Raw genomic sequence first — 22,636 nt, 5'->3', positions numbered from 1 at the left:
GTTCCGGGGCGGGGATAACCACCTGTTCGGCCGCTTTTTTCGCAGGCGGCGGGTTGCCTTTGAGGTTGCTTAACGCTTCAACCACGCAGCGCTCCGGGCGGGCAATCACCAATGACTTCACGGTGTGCTCGGCGCCTGCCACCGCCACGCCGCGTTCAATGGCGGTGTGGATGGCGCTGATCTCCCCTTCAAAGCAGACGCTCACCAGCCCGGAGCCTGGTTTACGATAGCCAATGCAGGTCACTCCCGCAGCTTTACAGGCGGCGTCGACGGCCTGAATGGCGGCGACCCATCCTCGCGTTTCAATTACGCCTAAACTTTTCATGGTCGGCTCCTGTTAATGGCGGACTAAGCGAATATCAAAATCAAATTGCCGGAAGAAGGTTTCCAGCCGGTCCAGTTCGTCCGGTGAATAAGACGGGTCCTGGGTAATCGGGTAGGGCATATCCAGGCGTTCGTACTTTTTGCGTCCCAACTGGTGGTACGGCAGCATGTCGATGCGGCGGATATTTCCACGCTTCGCCAGCTTCTGTACGTAATCAATGGCGCCGGTAATGGCGTCGAATGAGTCGTTGTAGCCGCGAATGAGCGGCATACGCACAATGACGTTGGCGCCGGAATCCACCAGCCATTCGAGATTGCGGCGGATCCCTTCGTTACCGATGCCGAGCATCGCCTTGTGGTGTTCGCTGTTAATCTGCTTTATGTCGAATAAGAAGGTGTCGGTGACCGGCGCCAGCTTCTGGTAGTTGGCAAGCGGGGTGGTACCTTGGGTTTCGACGGCGGTGTTAATCATCATCTTTTTGCATTCGCGAAATAAGGCGACGGCAAAATCGGTCTGCAGGCTCATCTCGCCGCCGCCGATGGTGACGCCGCCGCCGGAGGAGATATAGAAGTCGTAGTCCTGCATGATGATCTCCATCAGCTCGCTGACGGTGACGTCCTTGCCCATAATGTCCAGCGCGTTCTGGGTGCAAATCTCTTCGCATTTGCGGCAGCCGATGCAGTCTTTATTGCGGTCGACGAAGTGCTTCATTTCGCCATTCTCTTCCGCCCGATAATGAATACCCGCCGGACAGACGCTGACGCAGTCGCCGCAGTTAATGCATTTGTCGTGCGAGAACATCACCTGGAACTGGCTGTTCAGCCCTTCCGGGTTGGCGCACCACGGGCAGCGAATGTTGCAGCCCTTAAAAAACACCAGCGTGCGAATGCCATCGCCGTCATAGATCGAATATTTCTGGATATTGAAAATTCGGCCCGTTAATTCTTGTTTTGCGATCACGCTTGCCTCCCGCTCCGTCCCGTTACGGGACGGAGAACTTCCGGTTATTTCTCAAATACAGCTCATTTAATTCTCTTTAAGAGAGCTAGAACTTCTCAATCACCGTACGGCTGATGATCTCGTCCTGGACCTCTTTGCACAGCTCGACGAAGTAGGCGCTATAGCCGGCGACGCGGACGATCAGGTCGCGGTATTTCTCCGGCTCCTGCTGCGCTTTCTTCAGCACTTCGTTATCGACATAGCTGAACTGCATCTGGCCATTGCCGAGAATCGAGGCGGTACGCAGCAAGGTAATCAGTCCATGGCGCCCCTCCGGGGTATCCAGTAGCCCTTTGAGGAACTTGAAGTTGTGCACCATGCCGATGTTCATGGTTTCCACGTTCATCTTGCTGACCGACTTGATAATCGCCGTCGGGCCTTGTTTATCCGCGCCCTGGGTTGGGCTGATGCCGTCGGAGAGCGGCATCCACGCCAGGCGGCCGTTCGGCGTGGCGTTGGTCAGCTCGCCGATTGGCGTGTTGTTGGAGATAGACAGGGTGCCGTGGCTGAGGGTCGAGTAGAGCATCTTGTACTTACGGCACTCTTTTTCGGTCCATTCGGTAATATCCAGCGCGTACTGGTCGACGTAGTTATCGTCGTTACCGTATTTCGGCGCGTTCAGGCAGTCGCGGCGCAGCGCTTCGTAACCTTCAAAGTTGGCCAGCAGCGCATCGCGGATCTGCTCAAGGGTGTATTTCTTCTCTTCGAACACCAGCTTGCGGATCGCCGCCATCGAGTCGACGTAGGTCGCCAGGCCGGAGAAAATCAGCCCCGGGCCGTGGTTGACCATCGCGCCGCCGGCGGCGACATCTTTGCCGCTCTCCATGCAGCCTTCGACCAGCAGCGACATCAGCGGCTTCGGCGCCACATCGCGGTGGACGCGCTGGCTGATGACGGTGCCGATGGCTGACAGGCGCACGATATGGGCGATCTGCTGTTTCACCGCCGCGTCGAATTCGTCGAAGGTGCGCAGGTCGCGCAGGTCGCCGGTATCCAGCCCCTGATAGCTATCGAACAGCACCATCCGCCCGCGGTTGAGCACGAACTCGATAGCGATAGGCCACTGGGTGTAGCCAGTGGAGGTCCACTGGTAGATGCGCCCGGATTTTTGCGGTTCAACGCAGCCCATCAGGCAGTAATCGCGGGCGTCTTCAAAATCGAAGCCTTTGCGCAGCATCATCTTGATGTGGGAGTCATCGAAGTGGCAGGCCGGGAAGCCCATCCCCGCTTTCACCACGTCGACGATTTTTTCCATGTATTTCTGCGGCGACTGGTTGTGGATACGGCAGGCCAGCGACGGCTGGTAAACCTTCACGAAGCGCACGGCGTCCATAATCAGATAGGTCAGATCGTTACAGGCATCGCCGCCGCTACGTTTCTGGCCGCCAACGGTGAGGTTGATAAACGGCTGATAACCTGCGAAATATTTCGCTCCCAGCTCGCTCGACATCCACATCAGTTCGGCACATTTGATGATGAACGCCTGCAGCAGTTCCAGCGCGGTGTCGTGGGTCAGGCGGCCTTCGCGGATATCGGCTTCGAACATCGGGTAGCAGTACTGGTCGACGCGTCCCAGCGACAGCCCGGTCTGGTTCTCTTCGATTTCAAACAGGGATTCGACAGTCCAGATACTCTGCAGCGCTTCCTGCAAGGTCTTCGGCGGATTGGCTGGCACGTTTTCGTTGACGTCGGCGATGGTCAGCAGCTCGGCGCGGCGCTGGGCGTTTTGCTCTTTAGCCGCCAGTTCGCGGGCATGGGCGGCGATGCGGCGGGCGTAGTTGACCACCCCTTCACAGGTTTCAATCGCCGCTTTGTAGTAGTAAATGCGGTCGATATCTTCCGGGTTTTCCATGCTCAGGCTGGCCAGATGCGCCTCGGCATCGGCTTTAATGCCGTTCATCCCTTTGGTGAACAGCAGCACGTCGTAGCCCGGGCAGGTATCGCCGCCGCCGTTAATCTGGTGATAGGAGAGGTCGCTGACGAAGGTCTCGCCGCTGAAGGCCCAGACTCCAGCCTCACGGTATTGCGCTTCGCAAATCTCATCCAGCGAACGGCCTTCCCAGAATGGGACGATCTCTTCGCGAATGGTTTTTTTATCTGCTTCGCTGATTTCAAACGGATCCTGCGGGCGGGTGCTCATGGTGTCGAGCTCGTCGCGCACCCAGCGCCAGGCGATATCCGGCGAGAAGGCGCCCGCGCGCGGCTTGCCGCACGGATGGCCGACGATCAGCTCATCGTCCTGAATCAGAATCGGCGCGGTTTCGCAGGCGTGGCGAAAAGCTTTCGCCCGCAGCAGAATGGTCGGCATGCCCGGGTTGGCTTTGACCACTTCGGTAAAAGCCAGCGCGCGATAGATAGAGACGCTCGGGCGTACCGTCAGGTAGTGGTTACGCAGACGCTGCATACGCGGGGTTAAGCCTTCCATCGCCGGCGTGTCGGCGCAGGCGGCGAACGGCGCGTGGCTGACCGGCTGTACGCTGCTAAACAGACGTACCGGCAGATTCAGCGCGCTGAGGTTGCGCTGGGCGCTGATAAACATCGCCGAGAGTTCGTTCACTTCGGCATTGTCAAAAGTGGCGCCGCGCAGCATAGCGTCGAGCATCGGATAGCCGTCAATGGCGCAGGCGGCGCGGACTTCGCTCAGTTCCGCCAGCTTGAACCACAGGCACTCCACGATCTCATAGGCCTGCTGGGTATTGAGCGCGCCGCTGTTGATATCGCGTTGGAAGTAAGGCAGTAGCGCGATATCCGCCCCTTGCGGGTTAACCGCATAGCTGCCGTTATCCAGCTGTAGCGCCAGCTGGAACAGATAGAACGCCTGGCAGGCTTCTTTGAAATTACGCGCCGGATGGGCCGGAACGTGGTGCAGAATGGCCGCGCTATCGAGCAGCTCGGCTTTGCGATAAGCATTGGTTTCCGCGGCCGCCAGCTGTTCGGCGCTGTTGGCCAGATTTTGCGCCAGCGCCAGCAGGGCGTCACAGGCGTAGATGGCGGCGCGGCAGCCGTTGACTTCATCCATACCGCTGCGGCTAACGGCGCTACCGAGGGCGCGGGTTTTCTCTTCTAACTGGTGCTTAATCGCCAGCACGCCTTTTTCGACCACCAGTTTGTAATCCGGCGAGTCCAGCTCGCTATTGAGGTTGAGGAACTGGAAAACTGATGGACGACGGGTCGCGTTTTCGTCATGGAAAATCGCCCCGTGCGGTTTACGGGTCTGGTTGCCGACGATCAGCTCGTCGGCGCTGATGGTCAGCGGCAGCTGGCGCATCAGTTCATAGAAGCGGCGCGCCGGTTTAACGGCGGCGGGAACGCCCGCGATGTCGCCATCAAGAGCGTTCAGTGTGGTGGCATGTTCGGTGCACAGCGTGCTTTTCTGGGCGAGTAAACGGTCTGCCAGCACTTTGACGCGCGGCGTTAAGTTGTAGTGTGCCATGAAGTATTCTCCAGATGTTCTTTTTCCGCGGCTGATGACAACCCGGTTGTGGATACAGTGTCCGTTTCTGCCGGGTGGCGGCTGACGCCTTACCCGGCCTACAAATAACCCAGCGATCACCCGGTTATCTGTTACCCGTAGGCCCGCGCAAGCGGAGCGCCGCCGGGCGATGTCTGTTGTCCATGCCACGCCTGGCGATAAAGTTCGGTTAACGCGTTAGCGTCCGGCGCGCGTGGGTTGGTCGGGGTACAGCTGTCGCGCAGCGCCTGGCCGACCATCTCCGGCAAGCGGCGTTCGAATTCAGCCGCCTCAATGCCGGTGTTGCTAATGCCGGAGGGCATGCTCATCTCTTCTTTTAAAGCCTGAATGGCGACCAGCAGGCTGGCGACGCCCTGGCGCGGCGAGGCGGCTGGCAGATCCAGCAGATGCGCCAGACGGGCATATTTCGTTGCCGCAAGGGTGTCGCACTGACCGTCGAAATCGGCGTTCCAGGCGACGACTTGCGCCATCAACAGGGCGTTGGCGCGGCCATGTGGCACGCGGAAAACGCCGCCGAGGGCGTGGGCCAGGCTGTGGGTTATCCCAAGCGAGGCGTTGGTGAAGGCCATCCCCGCCATGCAGGAGGCGTTGTGCATCTTTTCGCGCGCCTGTAGGTTGTCGCCGCTGCGCCAGCAGGTCGGCAGATAGCGAAATACCTGCTGCACCACTTTCTCCGCCAGCGCGTCGGAAAAGTCGCTGGCGGCGCGGGAGACGTAGGCCTCAAGTGCGTGACACAGCACGTCCATGCCGGTGTCGGCGGTAATCGCCGGCGGCACCGAAGCCACCAGCGACGGGTCAAGAATGGCGATATCCGGCAGCAGCGACGCATCCACCAGTACCAGCTTTTCCGCGTTGGCTTTCACCACCGAAAAGGCGGTGACTTCCGAGCCGGTGCCGCTGGTGGTGGGGATGGCGACGAAGCATGGACGCGGACGGTTAGGCTGCGGACGGGTTTGCGCCAGGGAGAAAATAACCGCTTTGGCGGCATCGATTACCGAACCGCCGCCGAGCGCGATAACCAGATCCGGATAGTGGTTATCCATCAGCTTCATGCCGCGCACCACGGTGGCGATATCCGGATCCGCCACCACGTCGTCCCACATCTGCCAGGCGATCCCGCGCTGGCGCAGCAGGGCGGTGACGCGCTCGGCGAGACCAAACTTCACCATCGCTTTATCGGTCACCAGCAGCACGCTGCGGGCGGAGAGTTCGTTCAGCACCGAGAGGGCGTCCTGACCGAAGCAAATCCGCGGTTTCAGTAAAAATTCACTCATTGGGCTATTCACTCCTGTTCGGTGTCCCGAAACACCTTCTCGACAATGGCGACCACCGACATCGCTTTGTAGCGCTCTTTATTGAGCGCGAAGTACTCTTCCGCCAGCACGATGTCGTGCATGCCGGCGCCGACGTTATCGACGGCGACCCAGGTCTGGTCCTTCATCGGCTGCTGTTTGTCATCTAAGCGGGTGATCAACAGCAGGTTGCTGCCGCGCAGCTCATCGCATTTTTGCGTGGCGACGACATGGCCGGTCACCTTTGCGAGAATCATCGTTTTATCGCCTTATATCAGTGCGTTACTTAGCGAGGCGCTCCAGCACCTGGCGGATAACGCGTTCCACGTTTTGCTCGTTGATTTCGCCTTCCATGCTGGCGGCGCCTGCGCTGGCAAAACGGTCATCGCTGCCTGCAGAGCGCGCTGGCGCGGCGCTGGTCGGGGCATTGAAACGCACGTCATCAAGAATGCTGCGCTGCGGATCGCTCGCCGGTGAGACGATGGTCGGCTGTGGTTCAGGGCGGCTGCCCGGGGCGCGAAGCTCGTCAATCGACCGCACGCCGTAGCCGACTTTGCGGATATTGAGCAGGTTCATCGGGCCGACGTTGTCGGAGCTGGAGCCGCCGCCGACCGCGCCGCAGCCGAGGGTCAGCGCTGGAGAGATGTTGGTAGTCGCGCCGATACCGCCGAGCGCCGCCGGAGTATTAATCAGAATGCGATTGACCGGTTTTTCGAGGCTGAACTGGCGGATGACGTCCTGATTACGGGTGTGGATCACCAGCGTATGGCCGAGTCCTTCGTTGGTCAGCAGCTCCACCACGCGGTGGCAGGCGGCTTTCCAGTCTTCTGCCACGTACAGGCCGAGCACCGGGCACAGTTTTTCCCGCGAGTAGGGGTTTTTCGGCGATACGGTGGTCTGTTCGGCGATCAGTACTTTAGTGCTGGCCGGGACACAGAAGCCCGCCATCTGGCTGAGGTACAGCGCGGTTTTGCCGACCACTTTCGGGTTGATGGTGCCGTTCGGGCGCAGCAGCAGCGCCGCCATTTTCGCCGCTTCATCTTCATTCATGAAGTAAGCGCCCTGCGCTTCCAGCTCGCGGTGAACCTCGTCGTAAATGCAGCCTTCGACGATGATCGACTGCTCGGAGGCGCAGATCACCCCATTATCGAAGGTTTTGCTGGTGATGATATCTTTCACCGCGTGGTGGATATCGGCGCTGCGTTCGATAAACGCCGGGCCGTTGCCCGGGCCGCCGCTGATGGTTGGGGTGCCGGACGCATAGGCCGCACGCACCATGCCTTCGCCGCCGGTGGCGAGGATCAGCGACACGTCTTTGCTGTGCATCAGCTCAGAGGTGGCTTCGAGCGTCAGCTGGGTGATGCCGTCGACGCAGCCCTCCGGCGCACCGGCCGCTTCCGCCGCGCGTTTGACGATTTCAATCGCCTTCCAGCTGCACTGACGCGCGCCCGGATGCGGGGAGAAGATAATGGCGTTGCCGGCCTTGAGGGCGATCAGCGCTTTGTAGATAACCGTGGAGGTTGGGTTCGTTGAGGGGACCAGCGCGCAAATCACGCCCAGCGGCACGCCCACGTCCATCACTTTTTTTACCGGGTCGTCATGAATGATGCCAACGGTCTTCATATCTTTGATGGCGTCGTAGACGCGCAGCGAGGCGAAGCGGTTTTTCAGCACTTTGTCCTGCCAGTTGCCAAAACCAGTCTCTTCCGCGGCCATTTTCGCCAGCGCTTCGGCGTGGTGCGCTGCTTCCTGGGCCACGTTTTTCACGATGGCGTCGATTTGCTGCTGCGAAAAGGCGGCCAGAATCGCCTGCGCCTTTTTGGCGTTGCGCACCAGTTCCCGCGCGTTCTGCCGGGACTGCAAATCGTTATCCAGTTCAATCATGAGTCTATCCTTCATCAGACGAAAAGAGTGGAGACGGGGCGCGCCCTGTCAGGTCATGCTTTGTGCTGCGCGGCGATTTTTTCGATGTCGTTATGTGGACGCGCAATGACGCGAGAGCTGACGACTTCGCCGATGCGTTTCGCCGCTTCCACGCCGGAGTCGACCGCTGCGTTGACCGCGCCGACGTCGCCTTTCACCATCGCGGTGACCAGGCCGGAGCCGACGTTTTCATAGCCAATCAATTCGACGTTGGCGGCTTTACACATCGCATCCGCGGCTTCAATACAGGCCACCAGACCTTTGGTTTCGATAAGACCAAGCGCTTCTTTCATCAGGTTTCTCCGTTAGTCCGCAATTTTGTAATGCGAGACGATTTTGTTGATGTCGTTATGCGGACGGGCGATAACCAGCGAGGTCACCACTTCGCCGATGCGCTGCGCCGATTCCACACCGGAATCCACCGCTGCTTTCACCGCGCCGACGTCGCCTTTCACCATCGCGGTGACCAGGCCGGAGCCGACGTTTTCATAGCCGATAAGCTCGACGTTGGCGGCTTTACACATCGCATCCGCCGCTTCAATGCAGGCCACCAGACCTTTGGTTTCAATCAGACCTAATGCATCACCCATTTGCGTTCTCCTGGCCTTCAGGCCTTGTGTTTAATGACGATTTTGTTGATGTCGTTATGCGGGCGAGCGATGACCAGCGAGGTCACCACTTCGCCGATGCGCTGGGCTGATTCCACACCGGAATCCACCGCCGCTTTTACCGCGCCGACGTCGCCCTTCACCATCACGGTGACCAGGCCGGAGCCGACGTTTTCATAGCCGATCAGTTCGACGTTGGCGGCTTTACACATCGAGTCCGCTGCTTCAATACAGGCCACCAGACCTTTGGTTTCGATAAGCCCCAATGCATCACCCATCGTGATCTCCTCCAGAACAGGTTTTGTGATTCGGGAAAACCGTCCGCGTAACGGCATCAACACGCGGAAGCGGCGTTCGGAGTTCACTATAGGGAATGGGGAGGGAAGTGAAATTTAAATCCGTGTAGAAGAATATTTTAGGTTTTTACTCTGTGATTTAGCCTTATCCAGGCTTCTATTTATCTTTTCGTTCTGTTTTATGCGTATTGATTTTTATGATGATATGGCGCTTTTTTAGGCTATTTATCGGTGGGAGATGAATGTTAATAAGATGCTAATTACTTGCCAGCGGTTAGTAATATAGGCACGTGATAATTGTGGGTATGCTCATGTTTTGGCGACGAAGCTAAATGCAAAACGTGCGCTTTTAGCATCGTGGAAAGAGGGGGCAATAATGGAGCGTGAGCGAGGGCGCATTTTCCTCGCGGCGGTTCAGGGGGGACGGGTTAGTTAAGCGTGCTGCCGGACTTCAGCGTGCAGATGTAGAGCGGCGAGTTGATAGAGCTCAGCAGGATAGCTTTGTCGTTAAGCTTTTGCGCGTTGAGGAACAGACCGTCATGGCTGTCGGACATTTCGCGCATGAAGTAGTCGAAGATGACATTCGGCGATTCGTCGATGGATGAGGCGCTGGATTCCCACTTTTTGATGCGGTAGTGGCGTTCGGTTGCCGAGATGCGTTGGCTGGTGTAGCTGAATTTGACGTAGCGCTGCAGGTAGAGCCAGCCGGCGGCAGAATCGGTATAGCCTTCCACCACCATCGAACCGTTGCCGTTAGCGGCAAAGTTAAAATGGATATTGCCGTTCACATTCTCTTTTTCCATGTTTTCAAAACGCATGATCGCTTTGGTGGAGCAGCTCATCACGCCATCGTTGGCATCTGGCAGCAGGCGCCAGACGCTAAAACCGGCGGCGGCGACAAACGTCAGAGCGGAAAGGGCGAAAAAGGTGCGGGGCGCGAGTTTCATTGCGGCTTCCAGGAGTAGTAAAAGTAGTTATCGCAATAGCTAAACGGGTTGTCCTCGTGCATCGCGCAGTGGGCGAGAAATACCCGGCCCAGGCCGTTAGTCTCCAGCCGGTCGCCGTAGAAGAAAACGAAACGCTCCCCCGGCTTGCAGCCGAGCTTCAGCCGCTGACGCACCTCATCGAAATTCTTACCGTAGGCCGTGGCGGAAACCGAACGCAGCATTTCATCGCTGGCCAGCAGTTCGCACTGGCTGTGGTTCATCAGCGTCAGATTGATCGGTCGGGCGACGTGGGTACCGGCAAAAGTGAATGCCACCAGCAGCAGGGCGATGATCAGCAGACAGCCGCCGGCCAGATACCAGCACATTCCGCGCGCATGTGGCGAATCGGTGGGCGGCGTTGTCGCCGCCGGAGGGACGGTTTCAACAGCTCTCTGGGGTGGATTAGCACCCTCGGTAAGCGCCGGCCCGGCATCGAGCAGTTCAATGCTCAGATCCTGATTCAGTTGCAGCATGCCGCGCGATACAGTGACGATAATGTTATCGATATCGTAGTGGCGGAAGGTTTTACGCAGCATGCTCAGGTATTGATTGAGGTTGCTGTTGGAAGAGGTTAAGCCATTATCATCCCAGACTTTTTTCAACACTTCATCGCGACTGACGACGCCAGTATGGCGGAGAAAAAAATAGAGTAGCGCGCTGGCGGTGATGGATAGCTGGCTATCCGGTTCATCGCTGCCGGGCAGGGTAAGCGTGCCGTCCGTTGCATCATAAATGAGACGGGCATTGATGTTGTAGCGCATCGCGGCCTCACTCTATTCGCTTCACGCGGGAAGCGTCATTTTGGTCAGATCGTTCACCAGCGACTGGCGGTGTTCACTGCTCATGGTGCGCCCTTCGGTCAGTTCCGATAACCAGATGCCGTCGGCGGCGTAGCGTACCAGCGTGCCGGTCGGGCCGTTATCCAGCGCATCGCCCTGCGCCAGGTGATCCAGCATCTAGTCGCGCCAGCATTTTCGCAGCACCGGCTCGTCCGGCATCGCCAGCGACAGCACCATCAACTGGCGGCTTTCGTGAGTGTCCGTCAGCTCCGGGTTGGACAGATAGCGCAAATAGGCGCGGGTAAAGCGCCCGTAAGCGATGTTATCGGCGGCCATCAGTTCGCTAATCGCCTTTTCCATGATCGCCAGCAGCCGGGCGAACAGGGCGAAAATCAGCGCCTGCTTATTGGGAAAGTGATGCAGGAGGCCACCTTTGCTCACGCCAGCCTCGCGGGCGACGGCGTTCAGCGACAGGGCGGCGATACCATCCCGGCCGGCAATCATCGCTGCCGATTCAAGCAACTGACGGTGGAGACGGACGGGATCTTTTTTACGATGCTGGGCTTCCATATTCATGGCCGGAATCATACCGACCAGACGGTATGATTATTCTTGATCGCTATCAATATGAGAGGTGGCTTCGTGCGACGGGATACCGTTAATGCGTGGAGGCTCACAAATTGTCATATTAATGAACGCGATAACCCGGATGGGCTATCGCGTTGAGGTTTATTTCGTTGCCAGATGCACCGCCAGGCCGCTTTGCCCCGGCGCCAGCTCCGGGCGCAGCGTCAGCGACGGGATCAGATAATCGCCATGATTCTGCCGGCGGAATGGAATGGGCTCGGTTTGCCACAGCGTGTCCAGCCGCTCGGCCAGGGCGGCGCACTGATCGGCGAACTGCCCGGCATCGGTTTTATCCGTGCGGTAGAACACCAGCGGCGGAAGCACCTCAAAGCCGGGATAGAACAGCATACCGTGCTGAATGGGGAACAGGATGTCGTCGATGGGGCCATTGATCCCGCGCGGTGAATAGTGTTCCGCCCAGCCGCCGGCGGTGACGATCAGCATCGCCCGCTTGCCGACGAAAGTGCCTTCCCCGTAGCGATCGCCCCAGTGGCTGTCGCTGTGCTCGCCGACGCCATAGGCAAAGCCCCAGGCGTACACCCTGTCGATCCAGCCCTTCATGATGGCGGGCATCGAGAACCACCATAGCGGGAACTGGAAAATCACCGTATCGGCCCACAGCAGCTTTTCCTGCTCGGCTGCGATATCCGCACTTTGGGTGCCCTGGGCAAAGGCCTGTTTGGAATCGAGGGTCGGCCGCCAGAACTCGCCGACCGGCGGGGCGCCGCTGTCATCGGCGTCATACCCGGCCTTCCAGCGCATGGCGTAGAGATCGGAGACTTGCACTTCATGCCCGGCCTGCTGCAGATGGCGGACGGCAAAATTTTTCAGCGCGCCATTGAGCGAGCGCGGTTCCGGATGGGCGTAAATCAGCAGTACTTTCATAATATCACCTCTGGCGTATGGAGAGCTGCAGAGTAGGAAAGCTGACGCTATAGTAGAAATTAATTACTTAAATTCCCGGTATAGTCGTGATTAATTTACAGCGTCTGGATCTCAATCTGTTGCGCACCCTGGATGTGCTGCTTAGCGAAAACAACGTTACCCGGGCGGCGCAGCGGCTGAATCTGTCGCAGCCCTCGGTAAGTATTCAGCTCGCCAGGCTGCGGGAGATTTTCGCCGATCCGCTGCTGATGCCGGGCCCGCGCGGCATGCAGCCCACCGCCCGCGCCGATGAGCTTCGCCAGCCGCTGCGCGCCGCATTAGCCGCGCTGGAGCAGGCGGTGGCGCCGGTGGCGCCTTTTAATCCGGCCGCGGCGGCGGAGACCTGGCGGGTGGCGGCGACGGACTATATGGCTTCGGCGATCCTCCTGCCGATGCTGGGCAGGCTACGCCTGGCCTCTCCCGGCAGTCGGCTGGCGGTATTCGAGCTGCAGCCGGCGCGGCTGGAGCAGCAGGCGGCCAGCGATGAAGTGGATCTCTTCTTCCATACCCGCGAGGGCGCGCCGCCGGGGCTCCATCAGCGCCTGCTGTTTCGTGAACGCTACGTGCTGGCGGGCCGGGCCGGGCATCCGGCGCTGCGGCCTGGGCTTAGCCTGGAAACGTTCTGTCAGCTGGATCAAGCGATCGTCTCCCCGGACGGAGGCGGCTTCAGCGCGGCGACCGATATCGCGCTGGCGAATCTTGGCCTGACGCGGCGGGTTGTCCTTTCCGTGCCACATTTCCTGTTTATGCTGGAGACCCTGCGCAATAGCGATCTGATAGCGGTGCTGCCGGAGCGGCTGGTGCGCGGGCAGAGCGGGCTGGAAGTCGTCGAGCCGCCGCTGGCGGTCGCCGGCTTTGAGATGCTGATGCTGTGGCACGAACGCTGGCACCGCGACCCGGCGCATCAATGGCTGCGCCAGTTCATTGTGAATTCACTGGAGGAGCAGACATGCTGAGCGGACTGAATCACCTGACCCTGGCGGTCAGCCAGCTGGCGCCGAGCGTGGCGTTTTATCAGCAGCTGTTGGGCATGACGCTGCACGCCCGCTGGGACAGCGGCGCCTATCTCTCCTGCGGCGATCTGTGGCTGTGCCTGTCGCTGGATCCGCAGCGGCGCATCACACCGCCGGAGGAGAGTGACTACACCCATTATGCGTTTAGCATCAGCGAGGCGGATTTCGCCAGCTTCGCCGCTCGCCTTGAGGTTGCCGGCGTGGCGGTCTGGAAGTTGAACCGTAGCGAAGGCGCCTCGCACTATTTCCTCGACCCCGACGGCCACAAGCTGGAGCTACACGTCGGCAGCCTCGCCCAGCGTCTGGCCGCCTGCCGCGAACAGCCGTATAAGGGGATGGTGTTTTTTGAGGATGAGTAAGTGGTAACTGGGAACCTGTAGCCCCGGTAAGCGCAGCGCCACCGGGGAGAATAAACTATGCCAGCTTCTGCTTTTGCCCGGCGATGGCGTCGATTAACGCCTGTACCTGTTTTTGCTTACGCGCCGACAGCTTGCTGACCTGACGCAAAGCGGCGGTGAGCTCCGGCTCTGTTGGTTTGGCGGTAATCACGATACAACCGTTCATTACCTTGAGATCCACTGCGGTTCTGGTGGCAAAACCTGCCGCCTCCAGCCACTGACCCTTCATGGTCAACGCCGGAATACGCTGATAATCAGGATGACGAGTCGCATAACTCACGGTTAATTGACGACTAACTGCCGGGGAGACTTCTGGATCGGTGAATTCTGCAATAGAATGCGGGGTAGTCATGATGGCTTTTTCCTATGAATAGTGGTTGTGATTAGCAAGGCGCTCGTGTTGCAGCACGGGTGCCTTGCGAAAAATACCTGTACATATCATCAGGGAATAGAAGGAAAGTCCAGCTGAAAATCAATGAAAATAACGACGTGAATGAATAGAAATATTATTTTTGATGATGAGAATAAAGCGGCTATTTAGCCGCTTTATTGGTTTCTGGGGGCTGGTTAATTTATGGCAGCTTCGGTGAGAGCGTCGGCCAGGTGGAGCTGGGTTTGTTGGGCTGATTGGATTTTTGATTTTAGTTTCTCACATATTGATAAATATGTTCGTACTTTTTCAACAATCAGATTTTGCTCTTTATATGGAGGAATCGATATAACAAATGTCCTAATCAATGAAAGATTCAAATTACCTTGAGATACACCTTTGCCATATGTATAACGTGATGAGAGCAAACGACCTATCGGTGAATTAAGCCATAGGCAAAGATAATTTGAGTTAATATGACATTTAATTGGTTTAATTAGTGCAGTACTAACATAAATTGAAAACTCTAGATTTACATCGATCACTGCACATTCACCAATGCCCGCTCCAACACGGGCGAGTAGAATGTCATTTATCTCCGGAGTTCTATTCTTTATATATTGCTGATAATCTTCTTCAGACACATATCGGCAATTCTCTGGCATGAATTTAAATGGTTTTACACATTGTGCAGAGATAAACGGGCGGCCCCTATCTGTATATTTGGGCGTTTGATGTGTACCGTCAGTTATCACTTCACATATATCATTTAGATAAACGTGTTCCCAATTAAATGGAATTTCAAATAGCTTGTCCTCATCATTTACTGGCGGCAACGGTTTTTGCTTTTTAATTTTCCCGTCTTTTACCAACTGTGCTTTTTCCTGCGCAATACGTTTGAGTAGCTCAGAAGCCGGTTCATCGTTCGGGTCCTGCGGCACCAGTTTACCCATCACCGCCAGCTGTAGAATGGTCTGTTTTAAGGCGTCAATGCTGGCTTCGGTGGTAAACAGCGTGTCGAAATGCTTGCTGATACGCGCCCAGTTTTCGGCCAGTTCATCGGCGTTCTGGCTGTCGGTTAGCGTGGTTAGCAGGGTTTCAACCAGCTGTTGATGGGCGTCCAGACTGGTCAGGGTGTGCTGCTCCAGTTGGTCGCAGAGAGACATCAACTCCTTAACTTTAACAACAATTTTATTTTGTTCATTAAATGGAGGGAATCCCGTGATGTAATTCACCAATTGTTCTTGCTTGATTCCTTCTACTGTTGTGCCTGTACCTTTTATTTTTACAGTGGAATAGGTATTAAAGAAAAAATTAGGAATAATATGACTTGTGAGCTTTACTGCTTTTAAATCTTGATTGAATGCTATTGGGCAAGAAGCAATAGCAATCTTTCCTAATCCCATACGAGTGCAAATTAATACATCTCCAGAATCAGCTAATTTACTACCAGATAACAAACCTGCCTCTGTAATATAGTCCTGGGTTTTCGAAATATATTGCGAAGAGCCTAGGTCTTTTACGCTGGCCCAAGGTATATCCCCTCCCCAAAATGCAGGGTTGATTTTGCTTGGAGTTCCTCCGCTCTGGATTGAGTTAAATAAGGTTCCCAGCCGCACCCATTCCCACCCCGCCGGCAGCTCAAACGGTTTTTCCTCCTCGCTAATCTCCGGCAGCGGCTTCTGCTTTTTAATCTTCCCCTGCTTCACCAGCTCGGCTTTTTCCGCTGCGATACGCTCCAGCAGCACCGACGCCGGTTCATCGTTCGGATCCTGTGGCACCAGCTTGCCGCGCACCGCCAGTTCCAGAATCAGCTCGCGCAGCTTCTTAATGCCGTACAGGTCAATCTTGCCCGAGCTGCCGCGCCCGGCCGTGGAGCGGGTTTGCAGCGCCGTGGTCCAGGTGTCGATATGATCGACAATCAGTTTTTCCACCGCCATCAGTTGGCCTCCTTACCGGAGAGCGCCGCGCCGAGGATATCGCGCAACTGGTGGCGCAGGGTCTGGATTGCTTCCTGCTGCTTCGCGTACTGTGCCAGCAGTTCGTCCGGATCGTGGCTGACGGTTTCCGCCTGGTGCGGGTTTTTGATATCGAGGTTAAAGTTGCGGGCAATCACCTCGTCGATGCTGACCTTCCACGCCTGTTCGTTCTCGACGCGGCTGGCGAAGCCGTCGGCCTCGTCGCCCCACCAGTCGATCTCGGCCTGGAATTCGTCAAACTTCATCGGCTTGGTTTTGCTGTAGTTCTTCACGCCCGCCGGGTACGGGTGCTCGTAGAACCAGATCTCTTTGGTCGGCTGGCCTTTGGTAAAGAACAGCAGGTTGGTTTTGATCCCGGTGTACGGGTTAAACACGCCGTTCGGCAGGCGCACAATGGTGTGCAGGTTGCACTCCTCGGTGAGCAGCTTTTTGATTTTGGTTTTCACGCCTTCGCCAAACAGCGTGCCGTCCGGCAGCACCACCGCTGCGCGGCCGTTTTTAGCCAGCACTTCAACGATCAGTTGCAGGAACAGATCCGCCGTTTCGCGAGTCTGCATCTCTGCCGGGAAGTTCTTCTCGATGCCGTCTTCTTCGGTGCCGCCGAACGGCGGGTTGGTGACGATCACATTCAGCTGTTCATCCCACGACGACAGCGGCTTGTTGAGGGTGTTGTCGTGACGGATTTGCACCGGCACTTCGATGCCGTGCAGCAGCATGTTGGTGGTCGCCAGCAGGTGCGGGAGCTGTTTTTTCTCCACGCCGTGGATCTGCTGTTGCAGCGTCTGGTGATCGGCCACGCTCTTCACGTAGTTGTTTTTTACGTGATCGAACGCGCAGGCGAGGAAGCCGCCGGTGCCGCAGGCCGGGTCCATAATCGACTCGCCGAGCTTCGGATCGACGCGATCGACCATAAAGCGGGTGACGGCGCGCGGGGTATAAAACTCACCGGCATTGCCCGCCGATTGCAGATCTTTGAGGATCTGTTCGTAAATGTCGCCGAACAGGTGGCGCTCGCTGGCGCTGGTGAAGTCGATTTCGTTGAGCTTGTTGATCACCTGACGCAGCAGGGTGCCGTTTTTCATGTAGTTATAGGCATCGCTGAACGCCTGTCTGACCACAAAGCCGCGCGGATTTTTATCGATGGGGGCGGTGAGGTTTTTCAGCGTTGGGAACAGGTCATCGTTGACGAACTCCAGCAGGGAATCGCCGGTGATGCCTTCGGCGTTCGCCGCCCATGTGCGCCACAGGTAGCGCTGCGGAATGGGGAGTTGGTAGTTATCCTGCTCCAGTTCCAGCGCCTCTTCCTGGGCGTCAAAGATTTTCAGAAACAGCAGCCAGGAGAGCTGGCCGAGGCGCTGCGCATCGCCGTCCACGCCGGCGTCTTTGCGCATAATGTCCTGTAATGATTTGATAACCGAGCTGATTGACATGATGTGTTCCATGTTTCATTAACAATAAGGCCTTCTGCTACACGGTGGCAGCAGAAGGCGCAAAGGGGGAAAGGTTACGCGGAGCGGGGCGGTAGGTGGTAGATTTCGCTCTCCAGCTCGCTGATGGCCTGATTATACCCGTTACGGTCGCCGAATCCGCTTTTAATGATCTCCGGCAGCGTACCCATGCTGTCGAACGGCTTAAGCTTCAGCACCTGAATACTCTCTATTTCCTGCACGCCCGCATCGGCGTATTTATCCAGCAGCGTATTCAGCACCGCCTGCGCGGCGTCGGAGTATTTGGTGAAGTAGTTGCGTTTACGCACGTTCTCCGCCCGCTCTTTGCGGGTTAACGGCGGCTGACCATACACCACGTGGCACAGCATGTCGAACGGGTCTAGCTCTTTACCGACCTCTTCCGCCAACACTTCCCAGATAATCCCCTGCTGCTCCAGTTCCTTGATGATGGCCTGTTTGCGCTCGGCGCTCTGCCATTTGCGGGTGAAATCATCCAGCGAGGCGTACTCTTTGAGCAGCGTTTTGCGGGTGTAGTCTTTGAAGGATTCGGTGACCAGCTTGCCGTCGGCATCGTAATACTGTACGCGCTGGGCAAACACGCCGACGGCAACACCGTTAACGTGAAACTTGCGCACTTTGTTCTCGTCGTCTTCCGGCAGCGGGCCGACATCATCTGAACCGGTAACGGTATACGGCGCGGGATCTTCATCGGCGCCGATGACATCGTCTTCGGTCTCTTCTTCGTGCTCGTCGAACTGCTCTTCAAAATCAGACTCCGGGTCGGCGATATCTTGCGGCGTGGTGTCCATCACCTTTTCCGGGATGCCGTCAAAGCGCTCGTCGGCGAACAGTTCAGTGGCCTTTTTAAAATCGAGAATAGTGAACCACAGCTTACCGTAGCGTTCATCAATGCGGGTGCCGCGGCCGATGATCTGCTTGAATTTGGTCATCGACTGAATGTTTTGGTCCAGCACCACCAGTTTGCAGGTCTTTGCGTCGACGCCGGTGGTCATCAGTTCGGAGGTAGTGGCGATAACCGGATAGGCCTTTTTGGGGTTAATAAAGTTATCCAGTTGGGCTTTGCCGATGTCGTCATCACCGGTGATTCTCATCACATACTTGTCGTTCTTCTTGACCTGCTCTGGGTTGAGATTGACCAGCGCGCGGCGCATCCGCTCCGCGTGATCGATGTCGTTACAGAAGATGATGGTTTTATCCATCGGGTTGGTGCGCTTGAGGTAATCGGTGATGGTTTTCGCCACCAGTTCGGTGCGCTCATCAATCACCATCGTGCGATCAAAATCTTTCTGGTTGTAGATACGGTCGTCGATCAGCTCGCCGTTTTTATCCGTCTGGCCTTTAGTTGGGCGCCAGCCCTGGAGATCAACGTCGATATCGACGCGCACCACTTTATAAGGGGCAAGGAAGCCGTCTTCGATGCCTTCTTTCAGCGAGTAGATATATACCGGGTCGCCGAAGTAGTCGGTGCTGGAGACTTCATGAGTCTCTTTCGGCGTGGCGGTTAAGCCAATCTGCGTGGCGGCGCTGAAATAGTCGAGGATTTCGCGCCATGCGCTGTCTTCCGAGGCGCTGCCGCGATGGCATTCGTCGATCACAATCAGGTCAAAGAAATCCGGGGCCACCTGTTTAAAGGCTTTTTGATCTTCTTCCGGGCCGGTGATGGCCTGGTACAGCGCGAGATGGATTTCAAATGCCGGGTCGATGGTGCGCCCGGTGACCTTGGTCATTGCCGTGCCAAACGGCAGGAAGTCGTTGTTTTTGGTCTGATCGACCAGAATATTGCGATCGGCGAGGAACAGGATCCGCTTCTTACTTTTCGCTTTCCATAAGCGCCAGATTATCTGGAAGGCGGTGTAGGTTTTCCCCGTTCCGGTCGCCATCACCAGCAGAACGCGGTTCTGCCCGCCGGAAACGGCTTCAATGGTTTTATTGATGGCCTGTAGCTGGTAATAACGCGGCGCTTTGCCGCTGCCGTCGTCGTAGTAGTCCTGGGTAATTACCGGAAGTTGGGCTTCGGTGTAGCCTTTTGATAAACACAATTTTTGCCACAGTTCCGAGGGAGAAGGGAATTCGCCGAGGGTAATCGGTTTTTCCATTAGTTCGCCGTCAGCAACCGTGGCATCGCGGAAGATAAAACCATCGCCGTTGGTGGCGAAGACAAAAGGAACGTCCAGCAGGCGCGCGTATTCAATTCCCTGCTGCATCCCTTTACCAATTTCATGTTTATTGGCTTTGGCTTCAATCACTGCCAGCGGAATGCCCGGCTTGTAATACAGCACGATATCGGCGGATTTCACCGTTCTTCGCGCCGCGACTTTGCCGCGCACGATGACCTTACCGTCCCGGAGTTTGACCTCCTGTCGGATTTGCGTTGTGTCACTCCAGCCGGCATCGAGGATGGCGGGCAGAACGCGTTTGGTGATGATATCTGCTTCCGTCAGGGTACTCAGGTTCAGGTCAGCCATTGGGGATTCTCATCAAATAGCGATGCGCAAATTCTACACACAAAATCAGATGAAATCATTACACTCAATGTGCATTATTTGTCTTAAGTCTCTGTTTTGGATGAGTTCGTGAATCCTGTACCCAACATATAAGGTTTTAATATGGAAATTTTCAAGATTTGGAAATCCTTTCTTAAACATTTCAAACAGAAAAAATTAGACTCTGCGGTAGTTATCTACGGAGCGATCGCCATCTATTTAATTCCCTATAAATTTCCGTTGAAAAGTTATCTGGTTGCGTTTCTTTTTATATCTATTTTAATTTTCGCTTGCACTCAAGAGTCTCGGCTTAAGGAATATATTGGATTTTTTGTACGTACATGCAATGACCATTTGCTGACTCAATTTGCTGGCATTCTATCGCTAACTGCATGGTCAATTTTTTTGCTTTTATTGTTGTCTGCTAATGTTTTTGTTAACACTATAACGTATTGGTTAGCGATTTTATTTTCGCTCCTAATCCTCATTAGCAGTATTTTGACGATTTTAGATATTGCTAGAAATAATACTGCAAAAACTCTTAAAATAATCGGTCTGGCGGTTACCGTATTTTCAGGTGTGTTTACATTTACCAGTAGCTATTCAGCCAGTATTTTTTGGCAAATTAGTAATCTGGAACTATCGTCCTCTCCATGGTTAGAATATTGCTGGAAAGCCACAGCATTTCTTATGTTCTTCTTGTGGTTATCACAGCCAATTTGTTATGGATTGTTTATCACTTACGGTGATAAAGCGAAAGGGTATCGAATATTCACATTAACCGGTGCCTTTATTATGTCAGTTTTTTTGTTTCTCCTTGTTCCTAAACTGTTTGGTGATGCTGCTTATTATGTGTTAAACAGAACCATCAATTATGAATGGCGTGATGAAGCAAAATGCGGTGAGCTAAAAGTGAAGAATAAAAATGAAAAATACTTTGGATTTAATACTGATAAATATACCGTTTTTTATTCAGATAAAAATGATAAATGGGGTTTCTATGAGCTTACTTGTCAAAAAGGTAGCAATAGGAACGATTCTTATGCAGTCGAGTACTTACCTGAATATAATATTCCAGCGTGGTTAAAATAATAGATACGTCTTCCCCGGAGGCGGCGCTTGCCGCGCCTTTTCCGGGCTACTGGCCCCGTAGCCCCGGTAAGCGCAGCGCCACCGGGGAGAACAGGTTAAATTCACTCCATCGCCACCTTCACCGCTTCTCCCAGCTTCACCATCACCGCTTTATGTTTCTCGGTCGGCGGCAGGGCGCAGTTGATCCTGACGCAGTTGCGATACTTGCCCGCTGCCGAAAACAGCGAGCCCGGCGCGACCTGGATCTTCAGCCGGCACAGCTGCTTGGCGACGCAGACCATATCTACCTGCTCCGGGAGCTCAACCCACAGCATAAAACCGCCCTTCGGCCGGGTGACGCAGATCCCGCAGGGGAAAAATTCCCGCAGCCAGCAGGTGTAGATCTCGATATTGCGCTGATAGATCTGCCGCATCCGCCGCACGTGGCGGTGGTAGTGGCCTTCGCGAATAAAATTGCAGGCCGCCAGCTGAGTGGAAGGGACGTTGGTCCCGCTGGCGGCGTACTTCATCTGTAGCAGCTTGTCGTAGTAGCGCCCGGGGGCGGTCCAGCCGATACGCAGCCCGGGGGCGATGGTTTTGGTAAAGGAGCTGCAGAGCATCACCCGGCCGTCGATATCCCAGGAGTGGATCGTGCGCGGGCGCGGGTATTCGGTGGCCAGCTCGCCGTAAATATCATCCTCGAAAATAACGATATCGTAGCGTTGGGCAAGGTTCAGCACCGCGCGCTTGCGGGCGTCCGGCATGATAAAGCCCAGCGGGTTATTGCAGTTTGGCACGAGGATCACCCCTTTGATCGGCCACTGATCCAGCGCCAGCTCCAGGGCCTCGATGCTGATCCCGGTTTCCGGATCGGTGGGGATCTCAATCGTCTTTAATCCCAGCCCGCGCAGCATCTGCATGGTGCCGTAGTAGCAGGGGGATTCCACGGCGATGATGTCCCCTGGCTGGCACACCGACAGCAGGGCCAGCGACAGCGCGCTGTGGCAGCCGCTGGTGAGCACCAGATCGTCGGCAGTTACCACCGATCCGCCGTCGAGCATCAGGCGGGCGATCTGCTCCCGTAGCTCGCGACGCCCGGCCAGTTCGTCATAGTTCAACACCTCAGTGAGGTTGTGCTGGATAGCCCGGCTCAGTTCACGCCAGATGGGCTTCAGGCTTGGCTGCGTCACGTCCGGCGAGCCGCCGCCGAAGGGGATGATCGATTTATCGTAGCGGGCGTCAAGCATGGTCAGCACCTGATCCCACTGGGTTATCTCCACCGGGCGCTGGACCGGACGCGACATCGGCGGCACCGGCGGCTGGGCTTTGCGCGGGGCGACGAAATAGCCCGATCGCGGCTGCGGCACAATCATTTGCTGCTGCTCAAGCAGCTGATAGGCCTGCTGGACGGTGCTGATGCTGACGCCGTGCTCCTGGCTCAGGCTGCGCACCGATGGCAGCTTTTCGCCATGGCGATACAGGCCCTGTTCGATGCGTTCGGCCAGCAGCGTAGCGAGATGTTGGTAGCGGGTCATGCTGTATCCTTAATTGCCGCCATACAGATGGAATAACCAGTACAGATGGGCGTAAAAATTGGGCTCTGGTGTACGTTTTAGCTAATC

At 56.1% G+C, this 22,636-nt stretch carries 20 protein-coding genes and 1 pseudogene; 3 read left to right on the top strand and 18 right to left on the bottom strand.

All coding sequences use genetic code 11. From position 1 onward, the window contains the following. From KHQ23_RS04900 to KHQ23_RS04840, 13 genes and pseudogenes are all read right to left on the bottom strand, one after another. Positions 1-325 (bottom strand): BMC domain-containing protein (locus tag KHQ23_RS04900; RefSeq protein ID WP_040213616.1); only part of this gene is annotated, 325 nt, incomplete at its 3' end. Between the two features lie 12 nt (positions 326-337). Then, positions 338-1,285 carry a choline TMA-lyase-activating enzyme gene (gene cutD, locus KHQ23_RS04895; RefSeq protein WP_004182804.1) on the bottom strand — a complete coding sequence of 316 codons (948 nt, stop codon included), beginning with the start codon at positions 1,283-1,285 and terminating at the stop codon, positions 338-340. 85 nt (positions 1,286-1,370) lie between these two features. Beyond that, complete coding sequence (cutC, locus tag KHQ23_RS04890) at positions 1,371-4,757, bottom strand: choline trimethylamine-lyase (protein WP_004182805.1); 3,387 nt, start codon at positions 4,755-4,757, stop codon at positions 1,371-1,373. A 131-nt stretch (positions 4,758-4,888) separates the two neighbouring features. Next, the gene (locus tag KHQ23_RS04885) at positions 4,889-6,070 is read right to left on the bottom strand and encodes a 1-propanol dehydrogenase PduQ (RefSeq protein WP_019704343.1); all 1,182 of its coding nucleotides are present in this window, start codon (positions 6,068-6,070) and stop codon (positions 4,889-4,891) included. Positions 6,071-6,078: 8 nt separating this feature from the next. Next, positions 6,079-6,345, bottom strand: a complete 267-nt coding sequence (locus KHQ23_RS04880) for a EutN/CcmL family microcompartment protein (RefSeq protein ID WP_004182807.1) — start codon at positions 6,343-6,345, stop codon at positions 6,079-6,081. A 25-nt stretch (positions 6,346-6,370) separates the two neighbouring features. Next, the gene (locus KHQ23_RS04875) at positions 6,371-7,972 is read right to left on the bottom strand and encodes an acetaldehyde dehydrogenase (acetylating) (protein WP_050484963.1); all 1,602 of its coding nucleotides are present in this window, start codon (positions 7,970-7,972) and stop codon (positions 6,371-6,373) included. Positions 7,973-8,025: 53 nt separating this feature from the next. Beyond that, a complete protein-coding gene (locus KHQ23_RS04870; RefSeq protein WP_004146125.1) occupies positions 8,026-8,304 on the bottom strand; it encodes a BMC domain-containing protein in 279 nt (92 codons plus the stop codon). A gap of 12 nt (positions 8,305-8,316) precedes the next feature. Next, positions 8,317-8,601, bottom strand: coding sequence for a BMC domain-containing protein (locus KHQ23_RS04865; RefSeq protein ID WP_002442227.1), 285 nt, complete (start codon positions 8,599-8,601; stop codon positions 8,317-8,319). A gap of 17 nt (positions 8,602-8,618) precedes the next feature. Beyond that, entirely contained in the window at positions 8,619-8,897 is a 279-nt protein-coding gene (locus KHQ23_RS04860) for a BMC domain-containing protein (protein WP_004182810.1), read from the bottom strand. A 446-nt stretch (positions 8,898-9,343) separates the two neighbouring features. Beyond that, positions 9,344-9,862: a FidL-like protein gene (locus KHQ23_RS04855; RefSeq protein WP_004182811.1), complete on the bottom strand. Its 519-nt coding sequence runs from the start codon at positions 9,860-9,862 to the stop codon at positions 9,344-9,346. After that, the gene (locus tag KHQ23_RS04850) at positions 9,859-10,662 is read right to left on the bottom strand and encodes a winged helix-turn-helix domain-containing protein (protein ID WP_004182815.1); all 804 of its coding nucleotides are present in this window, start codon (positions 10,660-10,662) and stop codon (positions 9,859-9,861) included. The genes KHQ23_RS04855 and KHQ23_RS04850 overlap by 4 nt, the downstream gene beginning before the upstream one ends. 21 nt (positions 10,663-10,683) lie before the next feature. Next, positions 10,684-11,268 (bottom strand): annotated as a pseudogene (locus tag KHQ23_RS04845) (TetR/AcrR family transcriptional regulator). A gap of 141 nt (positions 11,269-11,409) precedes the next feature. After that, entirely contained in the window at positions 11,410-12,192 is a 783-nt protein-coding gene (locus KHQ23_RS04840; RefSeq protein ID WP_032422054.1) for an NAD(P)H-dependent oxidoreductase, read from the bottom strand. Positions 12,193-12,278: 86 nt separating this feature from the next. Between KHQ23_RS04840 and KHQ23_RS04835 the strand changes: the two genes are divergently transcribed. Together KHQ23_RS04835 and fosA are read left to right on the top strand one after the other, a co-directional pair. After that, positions 12,279-13,187 (top strand): LysR family transcriptional regulator, encoded by a 909-nt coding sequence (locus tag KHQ23_RS04835; RefSeq protein ID WP_211776929.1) that lies wholly within the window; start codon positions 12,279-12,281, stop codon positions 13,185-13,187. Beyond that, positions 13,181-13,603: a FosA5 family fosfomycin resistance glutathione transferase gene (gene fosA, locus KHQ23_RS04830; RefSeq protein WP_029602245.1), complete on the top strand. Its 423-nt coding sequence runs from the start codon at positions 13,181-13,183 to the stop codon at positions 13,601-13,603. The genes KHQ23_RS04835 and fosA overlap by 7 nt, the downstream gene beginning before the upstream one ends. A 55-nt stretch (positions 13,604-13,658) precedes the next feature. On the opposite strand, the gene symE is transcribed toward fosA, so the two are convergent. The 4 genes from symE to hsdR all read right to left on the bottom strand — a co-directional run bounded on the left by symE (position 13,659) and on the right by hsdR (position 19,925). Continuing rightward, positions 13,659-13,994: an endoribonuclease SymE gene (gene symE / locus KHQ23_RS04825; protein WP_029602246.1), complete on the bottom strand. Its 336-nt coding sequence runs from the start codon at positions 13,992-13,994 to the stop codon at positions 13,659-13,661. Positions 13,995-14,209: 215 nt separating this feature from the next. Further along, the gene (locus tag KHQ23_RS04820) at positions 14,210-15,952 is read right to left on the bottom strand and encodes a restriction endonuclease subunit S (RefSeq protein ID WP_211776928.1); all 1,743 of its coding nucleotides are present in this window, start codon (positions 15,950-15,952) and stop codon (positions 14,210-14,212) included. After that, positions 15,952-17,421 carry an N-6 DNA methylase gene (locus KHQ23_RS04815; RefSeq protein ID WP_029602248.1) on the bottom strand — a complete coding sequence of 490 codons (1,470 nt, stop codon included), beginning with the start codon at positions 17,419-17,421 and terminating at the stop codon, positions 15,952-15,954. The genes KHQ23_RS04820 and KHQ23_RS04815 overlap by 1 nt, the downstream gene beginning before the upstream one ends. A 74-nt stretch (positions 17,422-17,495) precedes the next feature. Continuing rightward, positions 17,496-19,925 (bottom strand): EcoAI/FtnUII family type I restriction enzme subunit R, encoded by a 2,430-nt coding sequence (gene hsdR, locus KHQ23_RS04810; protein ID WP_032435528.1) that lies wholly within the window; start codon positions 19,923-19,925, stop codon positions 17,496-17,498. A 141-nt stretch (positions 19,926-20,066) separates the two neighbouring features. Between hsdR and KHQ23_RS04805 the strand changes: the two genes are divergently transcribed. Beyond that, positions 20,067-21,035, top strand: a complete 969-nt coding sequence (locus KHQ23_RS04805) for a hypothetical protein (RefSeq protein WP_029602250.1) — start codon at positions 20,067-20,069, stop codon at positions 21,033-21,035. A 101-nt stretch (positions 21,036-21,136) separates the two neighbouring features. Here the strand turns inward: KHQ23_RS04805 and KHQ23_RS04800 are convergent, their stop codons facing one another. Then, on the bottom strand, positions 21,137-22,549 hold the full coding sequence (locus tag KHQ23_RS04800) for a PLP-dependent aminotransferase family protein (protein ID WP_032422057.1): 1,413 nt from the start codon (positions 22,547-22,549) through the stop codon (positions 21,137-21,139). Positions 22,550-22,636 lie beyond the last annotated feature (87 nt).

The organism is Klebsiella sp. 64, from assembly GCF_018223915.1.
In the GTDB taxonomy this organism is placed as follows: Bacteria; Pseudomonadota; Gammaproteobacteria; order Enterobacterales; family Enterobacteriaceae; genus Klebsiella; species Klebsiella pneumoniae.
The sequence above is the reverse complement of the archived record's forward strand: the minus strand, read 5'-3'. Positions and strand labels throughout refer to the sequence as shown.